Raw genomic sequence first — 15,049 nt, forward strand, 5'->3', positions numbered from 1 at the left:
AGGCTCGGAGGCTGATCCCTCATGGGGAAGTACGCGATCGTCGGACTGTCCTGCCTCTTCCCGGGGGCGGCCACGCCCGACGCCTACTGGAACAACCTGATGGGCGCGGTCGACTCGCGCACCGAGGGCGGTGAGCGGATCTTCGGGCACGACCCGCTGGCCGAGGAGACCGGTCCTGAGGACGAGCGGGACCGGCACCGCATCTACTGCACGCGCGGCGGATTCATCGAGGCCACGGCGGACCTCGACCCCTCCGGGTACCTGCTGCCCGCCGACTACCTGGCCGGCCTGGACCGCTCGTTCCACTGGGCGCTCCGGGTCGCCGGGGACGCCCTGGCCGACGCGGGTGTATCCCCCGCTGCCGCGGACGGCCGGGCGGCCGGCCGGAGGACCGGGGTGGTGTTCGGGAACTACCCGTTCCCCACTCCGGCCTCCGGCCGAACAGCGGGGAAGCTGTGGGACGCCGCGGTCTACGAGGGCCTCGCGGCGGCCGGCTTCCCCGCGGCCGGGTTGCCGTCCGGTGCGGCGGACGGCAGCCCGGCCCGTGACCGGGCCGCCGGTCCGGCACAGCGGCCGCTCGACACCCTGCCCGAAGCTCACCCCCTCGGACGGCTCGACGCCCGGGCCGAGGCCGACAACCGCGGGTCGTTCGGCGCCGGTGCGGTCGGTGGCCGGGGTGGCTCTGTGGTGCAGGGGCCGCTCGGCGCCCGGCTCGAAGCTCGTCGCCTTGGGTCGTTCGAGGCGCGGGCCGAGGCCGACAACCGCGGGTCGTTCGGCGCCGGTGCGGTCGGTGGCGGGGGTGGCTCTGTGGTGCAGGGGCCGCTCGGCGCCCGGCTCGAAGCTCGTCGCCTTGGGTCGTTCGAGGCGCGGGCCGAGGCCGACAACCGCGGGTCGTTCGGCGCCGGTGCGGTCGGTGGCCGGGGTGGCTCTGTGGGGCAGGGGCCGCTCGGCGCCCGGCTCGAAGCTCGTCGCCTTGGGTCGTTCGAGGCGCGGGCCGAGGCCCACAACCTGTGGCCCGGTGGGCTGCCCGCCCATGTGGTCGCCGCCGCCCTCGGGCTCGACGGTCCGCGCCACACCCTCGACGCGGCCTGCTCCTCCGCGCTGTACGCCATCAAGCTCGCCTGCGCCCAGCTCGCCACCGGACGCGCCGACCTGATGCTGGCCGGCGGGGTCTGCGCGCCCGACCCGACCGTCATCCATCTGTCCTTCTCCGATCTGCACGCCTACCCGCCGGACGGCTTCAGCCAGCCCTTCGACGCCCGCTCCAAGGGCATCATCACCGGGCAGGGCGCGGCCATGGTCGCCCTCAAGCGGCTCGCCGACGCCCGCCGCGACGGGGACCGGGTGTACGCGGTCGTCGACGCCGTCGCCCTCGGCAACGACGGCCCCGGCAAGCACCTGCTCGCCCCGAACGTCAACGGCCAGCTCGCCGCCTACGAACTCGCCCAGAAAGACGCGGGCATCGAACCGCAGGACGTCCAGTACGTCGAGTGCCACGCCACCGGCACCCCGCTGGGCGACCGCACCGAACTCGACGGCGTGGAACGGCACTTCGGGCGCGGCCCGCTGCTCGGCTCGGTCAAGGGCAACATCGGGCACCTGCTGACCGCGGCCGGCATGAGCAGCCTGGTCAAGGTCGTGCTCGCGCTCGGACACGGCGTCATCCCGCCCACGGTCGGCGTGGAGCGGCCGCTGCCGGACACGGTCGCGAACCGTGTCGTACGCGAACCCACGCCCTGGCCCGCCACCGAGGGCGTACGCCGGGCCGCCGTCTCGGCCTTCGGCTTCGGCGGCACCAACGCGCACGTCGTCCTGTCCGGACCCGAGACGGACGCGGAGGACGACGGCACCGAGCGGCGGACACCGCAGTCGCTCGCCGTCATCGGCATGGGGGCGCACTTCGGTTCCCTCACCACGCTCGACGAGTTCGAGCGGGCGGGATACGAGGGCACGGGCGCGGTGAGGGAGTTGCCGTCCCACCGATGGCGCGGGTTCGAGACGCTCGGCGACGGCGGGGCGCCGCAGGCCGCGTACATCGACGGGTTCGAGGTGGACGCCACCTCGTACCGCATCCCGCCCAAGGACCTCGACCACTTCAACCAGCAGCACCTGCTGATGATGCGGGTCGCGGAGGAGGCCCTGAAGGACGCCGGGTACGAGCGTCCCGCCCCCGGCGGCAAGGACGGGGCCAAGGGGCGGCGGGTCGCCGTCGTCCTCGGCATGGAGATGGAGCCCAGCGCCGAGGGGCACGGCGCCCGTTACGCGCTCGGCCGCAAGCTCGCCGCCTGGTCGGCCACGGCCGGTCTGGAGCCGACGGAACAGCAGCTGGCCGCACTGACCCGGGCCGCCCGGGACGGCATCCACGACTCCATCGAGGCCAACGAGGTCCTCAGCTACATCGGCAACATCATGGCCGCGCGGATCTCCTCCCTGTGGAACCTCACCGGCCCCTCCTTCACCGTCTCCTCCGACAGCGCCGTCGGTGTCGACGCCCTCGACACGGCCCGGCTGCTGCTCCTCGACCCGAGCATCGAGGCGGTCCTGGTCGGAGCGGTCGATCTGGCGGCCGGTCCGGAGTCCACGCGGGCCCGGGAGCTGCTGACGCCCGGGAGCGTGCTCGGTGACGGCGCCGGTGCCGTCGTCGTGACCCGGCCCGGCTCCGTCCCGCCGGGGCGCACGGTGTACGCCACCGTGGACGCCCTCGCCGTCCACCACTCGCCGACCCTCGACCCGCGGCCGGCCCCGGACCTCGTGGCCGCCGCCGCAGAGGAGGCCCTCGCCGCCGCCGGAGTGACACCGGCCGACGTCGAGCTCGTGGAGGCCGGGGCCGCGCAGGACGGCACGCTGGAAGGCCTCACCCGTGTGTGGTCGGCCGAGCGGGCCGGCGGACTGCTGCGGACCGCGGTCAGCTCGGTCAACTCCGCGGTCGGGGACACGGGTTGTGCCTCCGCGCTCGCCTCCGTCATCCGGGCCGCACTGTGCCTGCACTACGGCTACCAGCCCATCGCGCCCGAGGGCGTCGACGGCGCCCGGCTCGCCGGGTCCGCGTTCTTCCTCGCCGGCGACTCGCGGCCCTGGCTCCGCGAACGTCGCGAGGGCCGTCGTACGGCGAGTGTCAGCGTCATCGGCAGCGCGGGCAGCCACGCCCATGTGGTGCTCGGCGGCGCGCAGACGCGCGGTGAGGTGGCGGCCACCGACTGGGTGCGCTCCGGCGGCAGCCTCGTCGTGCCGGTCGGCGCCGACGACATCGACACCCTGATGCGGCGGCTGGGCGAACTGCGCGAGGCCGTCGACAGCGGCGCCGACTGGACGGCGCAGCTCGCCGATGACCGGCCCGCCGCGCTCAAGGCCGTTCTGGTCGCCGACGATCCGGCAGGGCTGGTACGGCAGTTGGATCAGGCGGCCAAGGACCTGCCCGCGGTGTACCGGGCGGGCGGCGAGTGGACCTCGCCGTCCGGGAGCTGCTTCGCCGCCCGTCCGGCGGGCGGGCCGGGCACCAGGACGGCACTCGTCTATCCGGGCGCCTTCAACTCGTATCTCGGCCTCGGACGTTCACTCTTCCGCGCCTTCCCCGGGCTCCTGCCCCGCTTCGAGACACAGGCCGAACTGCCGGCGGAGATGCTGCGCTCTGCGGCGCTGTACCCGCGTGCCCTGGGGCCGCTCGGCCGGCGTGAACTGATGGGCCGCGAGGCGGAGTTGATCGAGGACATCCCGCTGATGCTGGCGGTGGGCACCAGCTACGCGCTGCTCTCCACCGACCTGGTGCGCGAGGTGCTCGGGGTGCCGGTGCACGGGGCGTTCGGCTACAGCCTCGGCGAGAGCAGCATGCTGTTCGCGACCGGCGGCTGGATCAAGGAGGCCCGCGCCACGACGAAGATCGACGCCTCGCCGCTCTTCGTCGACCGGCTGCGCGGCCCGAAGAAGACCGTACGGGCGCTGTGGGGACTCGGCGACGAGGTGCCGGACCAGCAGGTCTGGGCGACGCACGTACTGCTGGCGCCCACGGACGCCGTACGCGCCGCCGTGCAGCGCCACGACCGCGTCTTCATCACCCACGTCAACACGCCCACGGAGGTCGTCGTCGCCGGCGACCCCGCCCAGTGCCGTGACGTGATCGCCGAGTTGGGCTGCCAGAGCGCACGCTCTCCCGCCAACCACGTCATGCACTGCCCGGTGGTGGACGGCGTACTTTCGGAACTCGCCGACCTCAACCGCTACCCGACCGGCGACGTGGGCGACCTCGTCCTCTACAGCAGCCGCCACTACGCCCCCGTCGGCGCCCTCGACCAGGACGTCGTCGCCCACAACATCGCCGTCACCCTGCGCGAGACGGTCGACTTCCCCCGGCTGATTCGACGGGCCTACGAGGACGGCTTCCGCTGCTTCATCGAGGTCGGCCCCTCCAGCACCTGCACCCGCTGGATCCACGAGACGCTCGGCGACGACCCGCACCTCTCGGTCCCCGTCGACCGCCGGGGAGCCCGCGGCGCAACGGACATAGCCCGCCTCGTCGCCCGCCTCGCCACCCACGGCGTCCCCGTGGACCTGACCCCGTTCCGCCCCCGCACGGCAGCACCCCGCCGCGCGCCGGGCCTGCGCACCTTCACGGTGGGCGGCACACCGGTGGCACCGCTGGTGAGGGATGCGGCTGCGCCGGTACTGCAAGCGGTACGACGGGCGCCCCACCGCCCCGCCCCACCGCCGACGCCTGCCGCTGCCGTCATGGGCGGAGCCGAGCGGGGAGAACACGGTGCCGTTCTTTCACCGTCACGAGCCCCGGCCGCGGCGGCGACGAACGTGCCGGGCGGCGAGGCCGATCCACGGGACGGAGCCGCACCGGGAGGCGGAGCCGAACGGCGGAACCACCCCACGCCGACGGCGACCGCGTCAGCCAGGGGAGCCGCGCCGCAGGGCCGTGCCGTGACGGTTCGGGCCGACGGCGGCCCCGTGCCGGCGCCTGCGGCCCCGGAATCCGCGACCGCCCCGCCCGCACCGACGCCCGCCGGAGCTACCGCGCCGGTGGCGACCGCGTCGGGCGGGGGAGCCGAGCCGCCGGGCCGTGCCGTGCCGTCGGTGCCGCTGCCGGCGCCCGCGCCCCCGGTCCCAGCGACCGCCCCGCCCGCACCGACGCCCGCCGGACCAACCGTGCCGGTGGCGACCGCGTCGGGCGGGGGAGCCGAGCCGCCGGGCCATGTCGTGCCGGTGGTGGCGCTGCCGGCGTCCGCGCTCCCGGTCCCAGCGACCGCCCCGCCCGCACCGACGCCCGCCGGACCAACCGTGCCGGTGGCGACCGCGTCGGGCGGGGGAGCCGAGCCGCCGGGCCGTGTCGTGCCGGTGGTGGCGCTGCCGGCGTCCGCGCTCCCGGCCCCAGCGACCGTCCCAACCACACCGACGCCCGCCGGAGCAACCGTGCCGGTGGCGACCGCGTCGGGCGGGGGCGCCGAGCCGCCGGGCCGTGTCGTGCCGGTGGTGGCGCTGCCGGCGCCCGCGTTCCCGGTCCCAGCGACCGCCCCGCCCACACCGACGCCCGCCGGAGCAACCGTGCCGGTGGCGACCGCGTCGGATGGGGGTGCCGAGCCGCCGGGCCATGTCGTGCCGGTGGTGGCGCTGTCGGCGCCCGTACTCCCGGTCCCAGCGACCGTCCCAACCCCACCGACGCCCGCCGGACCAACCGTGCCGGTGGTGACTGCGTCGGGCGGGGGCGCCGAGCCGCCGGGCCGGGCCGTGCCGTCGGTGCCGGTCGCGGTCGGGGACGTGCTCGTGCCGGTACCTGCGCCGGCGACCGCCCCGCCCGCACCGATGCCCGCCGCAGCCCCCGTGCCGGCAGTGACCGCCGTCGCCGCACCCGGCGCGGCAGCCCCCGTCCCGGTGACCGCCGGGGCCCCCGACCAAGCCCCGGAACTGCCTGTCACGGCATTCCACGCCACGGAATGGGACACCGCGATGCCGACCCGCCCCGACGGTCCGCCCGTACCCGCGCTCTCGCTGGAGCGGGAACCGATCACGATGCTGCCCGCCGACGCGGTGTCGGCGCAGTCCCTCGGTGCCGTGCCGCCGCAGGCCGAGCGTGCCGACGTACCGCCCCGCCCGGCCATCTTCGGTGCCCCCCTGCCCGTACCGGAGAAGCCACGGCAGCCGGACGACCATGCGGCCACGCTCACCCTCGTACGCAGCCTGCGTGCCGAGATCCTTGAGGCGCACCAGGAAGTCCTGGACGCCCAACGGGAGTTGCGGGAGGAACTCACCGCCGTGCTGTCCGCCTCGACGCCCGTCCGGCCGACGCCGGCAGCCACTGAGCACCCGCCGAAACCCGAGGGCGTCGTCTGGGACGAACACGACCTCCTCGAGTTCGCCGTCGGCAAGGTCGGCAACGTCTTCGGCCCCCGCTTCACCCGCATCGACGGCTACGACCGCCGCGTACGGCTCCCCGCCCCGCCCTACCTCTTCGCCACCCGTGTCACCCGACTCGACGCGGAACCGGGGGAGTTCAAGCCCTCCTTCATCCGCACCGAGTACGACGTACCCGAGGACGCCTGGTACGCCGTCGACGGTCAGGTCCCACCCGCCGTCACCATCGAGGCCGGCCAGTGCGACCTGCTGCTCATCAGCTATCTCGGCGCCGACTTCACCAACCGCGGCCAGCGCGTCTACCGCCTCCTCGACAGCAGCCTCAGCTTCCTGGGCGACCTGCCGCGCACCGGGCAGACCCTGCGCTACGACATCTGGATCGACCAGTTCGTCCGCCAGGGCGACACCCTGCTCTTCTTCTTCCACTACGACTGCTACGCCGACGGCGAGCTCATCCTCAAGCTCAACAACGCCTGCGCGGGCTTCTTCACCGATGAGGAGCTGGAGAGTTCGCCGGGCCTGGTGCAGGGGCGGGTGGCCCCCGGCCTCAAAGAGGCGGCGGACCCCGGGCGCACGGCCTTCAAGCCGCTCGCCACCACCCACCGCACCTCCCTCACCTCCGCCGACCTCGACGCCCTCGCCGAAGGCCGTGTCGCCGAGGTCTTCGGACCCGGCCACCGGCAGCCCCCAGGCTGCAACACCTCGCTGCGGCTGCCCACCCGGCCGCTGCTGATGGCGGACGAGGTCACCGTCCTCGACCGCAAGGGCGGCAGCCACGGCCTCGGCCGGATCGAGGCCGTCAAGGAACTCGCCCCCGACGCCTGGTACTTCACCAGCCACTTCCCCGACGACCCCGTGCTCGCCGGATCCCTCGTCGCCGAAGGAGCCGTACAGCTCCTGGAGACCTACGCCCTCTCCCTCGGCCTGCACCTCACCCTCCCCGACGCCCGCTTCCAGCCCGTACCGGACCTGCGGACCGAGGTGAAGGTGCGCGGACAGATCACCCCGCGCAACGCCCGTATCGAGTACCGCATCGACATCACCGAGCTGACCCTGCTGCCGCGGCCCTCGCTCGTCGCCGACGTGGTCGTGCTGCGCGACGGAACCCCGTCGATCAGCGTCACCGGACTCGGCATCCGCCTCCGCGAGAAACCCGGCACGCCCTACCGCCCGGAGACCGCCGGCACCGTCCCGCACTTCCTCGGCCGGCTCTCCCCGGCCACCGGCGAACCGGCCCTGCTCAACGAGTTCCACATGGCGCACGCCGCCAAGGGCGACCTCGCCGTCGCGATGGGGCCCGAGTTCGAGATCTACGCCGACAGCCGGGCACCGTACATCCCCAACGGCGACTTCCTGTTCGTCGACCGGGTGATGAAGCTGGAGGGCACCCGCGGCACGCTCAAGCGCGGTGCCGTGATGGTCACCGAGTACGACTCGCCCGAGGACGCCTGGTACTACGCCGACAACGGCCACCCGTCCATGCCGAACTGCGTCCACATGGAATCCAGCCTCCAGGCGGCCATCCTCCTCGGCTACTACCTGGGCGCCACCCTGCCCTTCCCCGAGGAGCAGTTCAGCATCCGCAACCTCGACGGCCACGCCACCCTCGTCAAGGACATCGACCTGCGGGGCAAGACCGTCCAGCACCGGTCCACACTGCTCTCCAGCGACCGGATGCCCGGCTCGATCCTGCAGAACTTCTCCTACGAACTCTCCTGCGACGGCGAGGTCTTCTACACCGGAGAGTCCCTCTTCGGCTACTTCAACGAGAAGGCACTCGCCCACCAGGTAGGCCTCGACAAGGGGCAGCACGTGCTGCCGTGGCTGGACACACAGCCGGCCAGGCCACCCGGCACCCGCCGCGTCGACCTGCGCGACTTCCGGGCCGCCGAGTCCGCCCGCCGCGGCCCACGGCTGGCCGGGGGGCACCTGGACCTCGTCGAATGGGTCGACATCCTGCCCGGCGGCGGCGAACACGGCCAGGGATATCTGCGCGGGCACCGCTCCATCCGGCCCGACGAGTGGTACTTCTCCTGCCACTTCCACCGCGACCCCGTGATGCCCGGCTCCCTCGGCGTCGAGGCACTGCTGCAGGGCATGCAGGTGTACGCCGTCGAGACCGGCCTCACCGACGGACTGCGCAACCCGCGCTTCGCGCTCAGCGCCGGCACCGACACGACCTGGAGCTACCGGGGCCAGATCCTGCGGACCGACCCCGACATGGAGTTCGACGTCCACATCAAGGAGATCCGCCGCGAGCCCGGCCGGATCGTCCTGCTGGGCGACGCCCACGTCTGGAAGTCGACTCTGCGGATCTATCGCCTCGGGGACCTGGGCATCGAGATCCACCACGACTGAGCGGGGCGGGCGCGGGTTGGCCGCGCCCCGAAGGGGCGCGGGGAACTGCGCGACCAGCCCCAACAGAGTCGCAGACGATCGACGGCCAATCGCGGCACAACCCGCGGAGCGCATAGCGGCCCATCGGACCAAGGAGACGTACCCATGAGCACCGAGCAACCGCGGCCGCGGTGGACCGGCCCCGCACCCGCGGTCGGCGAAACCGGCATCCAGGAGGCGCTGATGCGCCTGGACGAGCCCGTCTACATACTGCGCGGGCCCTACGGCCTCGGCGCCGCCGTGGGTGGTGGCGCGCGGCCCGGCGGCGAGCACGAGATCGTCGCCGCCGCGCCGCCGCTCGGGCCCGAACGTCTGGGCAGCGCCGCCTTCCTGGAGGCGTACGGCGTGCGTGAGGCGTACATGAGCGGCGCCATGGCGAACGGGATCGCCTCCGCCGACCTGGTGATCGCCATGGCCAGGGCCGGCTACCTCGGCTCGTACGGGGCGGCCGGGCTGCTGCCCGAGGCCGTGGAGAAGGCCCTGGTGCGCTTCGCCGCCGAGATCCCGGGGCTGCCGTACGCCTGCAATCTGATCCACAGCCCCAGCGAGGAGCGTCTGGAGCGCACCGCCGTCGACCTGTATCTGAAGCACCGGGTGCCGTGCGTGGAGGCGTCCGCGTTCCTGGCGCTCACCCCGCACATCGTGCGCTACCGGCTGGCCGGGCTGCGGACCGGCGGGCCGCACGGGGTGGTCGCCGAGAACAAGGTCATCGCCAAGATCTCCCGTACGGAACTCGCGGAGCTGTTCATGCGGCCCGCGCCCGAGCCGATGGTGCGGGCGCTGCTCGACGAGGGCGCGATCAGCGCGGAGCAGGCGCGGCTCGCCGAACGGGTGCCGCTCGCCGACGACATCACCGTGGAGGCCGACTCCGGCGGGCACACCGACCGGCGCCCGCTGCCCGCGCAGCTGCCGGTGATCATCCGTCAACGGGACGGGCTGATGCGGGAATTGGGGTACCCGGTGCGGATCCGGGTCGGGGCGGCGGGCGGCATCGGCACGCCCGAGGCGGCCTGGGCGGCCTTCGCGATGGGCGCCGACTATGTGGTGACCGGCTCCGTCAACCAGTCCTGCGTCGAAGCCGGTACCTCCGTGCAGGTCAAGGAGATGCTGGCGCAGGCCGACCTCGCGGACTTCGAGATGGCGCCCGCGGCGGACATGTTCGAGATGGGGGTGGAACTGCAGGTCCTCAAGCGCGGCACGCTCTTCCCGATGCGCGCGCGGCTCCTGTACGAGCTCTACCGCGACCACGACGGCATCGACGCGATCCCGGCCGCGGCCCGCGCCCGTATCGAGAAGCAGCTCTTCCGGCGTCCCCTGGAGGACGTCTGGGCGGAGACCGTCGCCTACTTCGAGCGCCGCGACCCCGACCAGCTCGCCCGCGCCGCCGCCAGCCCCAAACGGCGGGCCGCGCTGATCTTCCGCTGGTACCTGGGCATGGCCTCGCGCTGGGCCAAGACGGGGGAGGCGGACCGGGCGGTCGACTACCAGATCTGGTGCGGCCCCGCGATGGGCAGCTTCAACTCCTGGGTGCGGGGCACGTACCTGGCGGCCCCGCGGAACCGCCGTGTCGCCGACGTCGCCCGTCACATCATGACCGGTGCGGCCTTCCACCAGCGTCTGTCCATGCTGCGGGCAGCGGGCCTCGCGCTCTCACCCGCGATCGCCGACTACCCGGTGCCGCAGCCCGACCCGGCCCTGGAGGTACGGCCATGACGGCCCCCTTCGCCGCCGCGGCGCTCCTCGACGAACTGCTCGGCGACCCCTGGCGGCCGGACAACGTCTACGGCTTCGAGGCCGGGGCAGCGCGGGACCACCGCGGTGACTTCCCGCACGCCTTCGCCGCCCGTCTCGACTCCGTCGACTTCCCGCTCTCCTATCTGCCCCCGTCGCTGGGCGGCGCACTGCGCGGCCTGGACGACACGCTGCTGCTGGTGCGGGTGGCCGCCCGGCGCGATGCCGCGATCATGCCGGCCACCCTGCTGTCCTGCTCCGCCGTGATGACGGTGCTCGCGGCGGGCACTCCCGAGCAGGCGAAGACCGTCGCCGACTGGGTGCAGGAGGGGCGGACGGTCGCCTTCGCACTCTCCGAGGAGCGCTCGGGCAGCGACGTCCTGGCGGGCGAGTGCCGCCTCGATACGGCGAAGGACGGCGGTTTCCGGCTGACCGGCCGCAAGTGGCTGGTCGGCCGGGGGGCAACCGCCGACGCCGCGGTCGTGGTGGCCCGCACGGCAGCGCGCGGCCCGGCAGCGTTCACGGCGGTGTTGCTGGGACCGCGCGAGCTGTCCCGGGTACGGCGGGAGCCCGCGCAGCCCGTCACCGGCATGCGGGGCATCGACTTCGCCGACCTGACCTTCGACGGCACTCCGGTACCGCAGTCGGCGGTGATAGGGGACCCGGGCGGCGGCCTCGCGGGCGCGATGCGGGCCCAGCAGGTGGTACGGCTGCTCAGCACGGCGGCCTGCCTGGCGACGGCGGACACGGCGCTGCGCACGGCACTCCGCTTCGCACGGAGCAGGCGTGTCGCCGGCGTCCGGGTCGCGGACACCGCCCACGGCGCCCGCGAACTGGCGGCAGCCGCAACGGAGTTGTTCGCGGCGGACCTCCTGTCCCTGACCGCCGCCCGCTATGCCCACCTCTCACCGGCGACATTCGGCCTGTGCTCTTCGATCGTCAAGCGCGTAGCCACCCGCCTGACGGCCTCCACGGTGACCCGCTCCCGCTCCTTGCTGGGCGCCCGCGGAGTCCTGGCCCACGGCCCCGGCGCCATCATCGACAAGGCCCAGCGAGACAACACCATCGTGGAGTCGATCGACACCAGCCCGCTCGGCGTCCTGCGCGCGGTGGCTCTGCAACTCCCCGGCTACGCACCGACGTTCGCCCGCGAGCAGCGGGCCGCCGCTGCCCGCCCCTTCGAGCGGGCGGCGCGGCGGGGGCCCGGTGCCGGGACCGGCCGTGCGGGCGGGGTTGCCGCCGCGGCCGAGTCCGGTACCCAGGCCCGCTTGGATGCTCCGGGCGGCGGTGGACTGCCACACGTCCCTGGGCACGTGGCCCCGGCCGGTCTCGATGCCCTGTTCGCCTTCGGTGAGCCGCTTCCCGGGCTCGATCCGGGGGCGCTCGACCTCTCCGCGCGGCCCAAGGACCTTGTGCTCCTCGGGTTCGCGGAACACGCCGACGCCGTTGCACGGGACCTCGCGGCACGCGGCGAAGACCGTGCCGCCGTCCTCGTGCGTGACGTCCGTACCGCCCTCGCCGACACCTTCGCCACCGCCGCCGAGGCCCAAAGCGACCGGTCCCGTGGTCTCGGGGCCTCGCCCGAGCTGCTCGACCTCGCCGAAAGGTGCTGCCTGCTGTACGCGGCCGCCGCGGCCGCCCTTGCCTGGTATGCGCACCCCGACCGGGGTCTGTACGGCGAGGGGCCCGCCGGGGCCGGGTGGCTCACCGCCGTTCTGGCCGTGCTCGTAGCCCTGGCCGAGGGGCGTGATCCCCGGCAGGCCGCTTCCGATCTGCCGCCCGCGGCCCGCGCGCTCACTTCGCTCGACGCCGCGCGGCTCCTGTTCACCGCGTTCCCGGTCCGGCTGTCCGACGGACCGGCACCCGAGGAGGACGAGACGACATGACCGACCTCACCGCGCTGATGGCGGACCTGGAGGGGTACCTCGGCGACCCGTGGGACGCCGGCGGTCCCATGCCGTACCCGCGCATCCTCGACCTCGACGAACGCCAGGAGTACCCGCACGAGTTCGTGGACACCCTGGCCGACTGGGGCCTGTACGACTGGATCGTCCCCGCCGCCAACGGTGGCAAGGCCGTCCATGTCGAGGACGGCTTCAACCTCTACCGCCTGGTCGGCCGCCGCGACCCCACCTCCGCCACCGCCATGGTGCTGACCAGCCTCAGCTATATGCCGGTGTGGATCGCAGGCAGCCCCGAGCAGCGCCAGCACTTCGCCGACGCCATCCGCGACGGCAAGAAGCTGGCCTGGGGCCTGTCCGAGCGGCGGCACGGCAGTGACGTACTGGCGAACGAGACCGTCGCCCGGCGCACCGACGGTGGCTGGCTGCTCAGCGGCGAGAAGTGGACCATCGGCAACGCCACCGTCGCCGCCACGGTCATGGTCTTCGCCCGTACCTCGGACAAGGGCGGCCCCGGCGGCTACTCGGTCTTCGCCGTCGAGAAGGCCGGCCTCCCGGCCCGGCAGCTGGAACACCTGCGCGACGAGCCGCTCCACGGGCTGCGCGGCCTCGACATGAGCGGGGTGCGGCTCACCGACTGCTTCGTGCCCGACGCGGCGCTCGTCGGACGGGTCGGGCAGGGGCTCGAAGTCGCCCTGAAGAGCAGCCAGCTGGCTCGGATCGCGATTTCCAGCATCGCCATGAGCTGCGTGGACACCGCCCTGCGCAGCACCCTCGACTTCGCCTCCCGGCGTGTCATCTTCGGCGGGACAGTGCTCGAAGTGCCGTACTCGAAGCGGCAGTTGACCGAGTGCTTCACCGAGCTGCTGATCGCCGACGCACTCACCACCGGCGCCGTGCGCTCGCTCCAGCTCGCCCCCGCCCAGGCCAGCATCTGGTCCTCCGTCGTCAAGTACTTCGTACCCACCCTGCTGGAGGAGACCCTCTCCCGGCTGACCACCGTCCTCGGCGCCCGTTACTACCTGCGCGACCACCCCCGCCACGGCATCTTCCAGAAGGTGCTGCGCGACTTCGCGATCTCCAACTTCGCCGACGGCAACACCGTGGTGAACCTCAAGAACATCGCCCTGCAACTGCAGAACCTGCTCGCGAACGCCGTCGCTCAGGAACCCGCCCCCGTGGCCGAGGCCGTCGCCGCCACCACCCGGCTCTTCGATCCCGCCCACCCCATGGACCCCTACGAACCCGCCGAGCAGCAGCTCTTCAGCCGCGGCGGCGACGACTGCGTCCTCGCCCTCCGCTCGGCCGTCTCAGAACTGCACCGGGCGGCGGACGAAGCGCAGGGCCGTGAGGCCGCATGGCTGGCCGGCTGCGCCGACACCGCGGGGCTGATCGCCGACGAAGTGCACCGCCTCGCCGAGGAGCACGCCAAACTCTTCGCCGAGCAGGGGCGGCAGGCCGGTCAGTCCGCCGAACTCTACGACCTGGCCAAGCAGTACGCGGCCGTGTCGGCGGCAGCCGCCTGCGTCCACCTCTATCTGCGCGGACGCGACAGCTTCGCGCCCGCCCTGCGCTCACCGGCCGTCCTCCTGCTGTGCCTGGAGCGGCTGCTGCGGCGCTTCCACCCCACGCGCCGGGTGACCGGACCCGCGGACGTCGACGCCGTCGCCGAGGCCATGGCGGGCGCCCACCGCGAGGGGCTGCTGTTCTCCTTCCGTCCGTTCCAGGTGAGTTGGTGACCGGGAGATGCGTACGACCGAGGCCCCCGACACCTCGCGCGAGCGCGAGCCCGCCGGCGATCCGCTGGCCGAAGGCGCCGACGTCTGGCTCCTCGCCGAGGAGGACGTGGAACGGTTCGCCGAGGCCACCGGCGGCCTCGAACTGCTCACCGAGGAGGAGCGGGCCCGGCACGACCGGCTGCTCTTCCCCGCCGCCCGCACCCGTTTCCTCGGCGCCCGGCTGCTCTCCCGCCAGGTGCTCTCGCAGTACGCCGACGTGGCGCCGGGCGAGTGGCGCTTCGACAAGGGCCGGTTCGGGCGCCCGACCGTCCAAGGGGCCGACTGGGGGCTCGACTTCAACATCACCCACACCAACGGGCTGATCGCCGCGATCGTGGTGCGCGGCCGTACCGCGGGCGTCGACGCCGAGAACACCCCGGCCCGCCCCGAGGCCCTGCAGTTCGCACCGAAGGTCTTCACCCCGCTGGAGCAGGAGGTGCTGCGCCGGGACCGGGAGGACCAGCAGGGGCACGCCTTCGCGGACTCCTGGGTGGCCAAGGAGGCCTACACCAAGGCCACCGGCATGGGCATGGCCCGCGGCTTCGACGCCTTCTCCGTACACCGGCTCAGGGGCGGCGGGCTGGCCGTCGTCGACGACGAGATCCCGCAGGAGGAGCGGCCGCTGTGGCAGATCCAGGTGCTGCAGGTGTGGGACCGCTTCGCGCTCGGCATCGCCATCCGGGGCAGCGAGGACGAGCCCGGGCCGATCCCCGTACGGCTGCGTTCGGCCATGGCCGAGCTGCTGCCGGAACCCTCCGCGGGCGGCCCCCGATGAGCAACTGCCCTGTCCACGCTGTCCACTCCTGGTCTGACCGCTACCTGACGCCGTCATCCGTTTCCGGCCACCCCGCGCGGCGGGTTGCATGGAAGCCGGAGCCCGCTGCCGTGCGGGCG

The 15,049-nt window shown here is 73.6% G+C and carries 5 protein-coding genes; all 5 read left to right on the forward strand.

What is annotated here, in order from left to right; translation table 11 throughout:
- The first annotated feature begins 21 nt into the window (after window positions 1-21).
- The 5 genes from ABD355_RS31605 (at window position 22) to ABD355_RS31625 (ending at window position 14,930) form a co-directional block, all read left to right on the forward strand.
- Window positions 22-8,706: a beta-ketoacyl synthase N-terminal-like domain-containing protein gene (locus ABD355_RS31605; RefSeq protein ID WP_344404259.1), complete on the forward strand. Its 8,685-nt coding sequence runs from the start codon at window positions 22-24 to the stop codon at window positions 8,704-8,706.
- Between the two features lie 144 nt (window positions 8,707-8,850).
- Window positions 8,851-10,458, forward strand: coding sequence for a PfaD family polyunsaturated fatty acid/polyketide biosynthesis protein (locus ABD355_RS31610; protein ID WP_344404261.1), 1,608 nt, complete (start codon window positions 8,851-8,853; stop codon window positions 10,456-10,458).
- The gene (locus ABD355_RS31615) at window positions 10,455-12,362 is read left to right on the forward strand and encodes an acyl-CoA dehydrogenase family protein (RefSeq protein WP_344404262.1); all 1,908 of its coding nucleotides are present in this window, start codon (window positions 10,455-10,457) and stop codon (window positions 12,360-12,362) included. The genes ABD355_RS31610 and ABD355_RS31615 overlap by 4 nt, the downstream gene beginning before the upstream one ends.
- Window positions 12,359-14,116: an acyl-CoA dehydrogenase family protein gene (locus ABD355_RS31620; RefSeq protein WP_344404263.1), complete on the forward strand. Its 1,758-nt coding sequence runs from the start codon at window positions 12,359-12,361 to the stop codon at window positions 14,114-14,116. Before ABD355_RS31615 ends, ABD355_RS31620 begins: the two co-directional genes overlap by 4 nt.
- 7 nt (window positions 14,117-14,123) lie before the next feature.
- Entirely contained in the window at window positions 14,124-14,930 is an 807-nt protein-coding gene (locus tag ABD355_RS31625; RefSeq protein ID WP_344404264.1) for a 4'-phosphopantetheinyl transferase family protein, read from the forward strand.
- Window positions 14,931-15,049 lie beyond the last annotated feature (119 nt).

The organism is Streptomyces longisporus (assembly GCF_039532765.1).
Classification (GTDB): domain Bacteria; phylum Actinomycetota; class Actinomycetes; order Streptomycetales; family Streptomycetaceae; genus Streptomyces; species Streptomyces longisporus.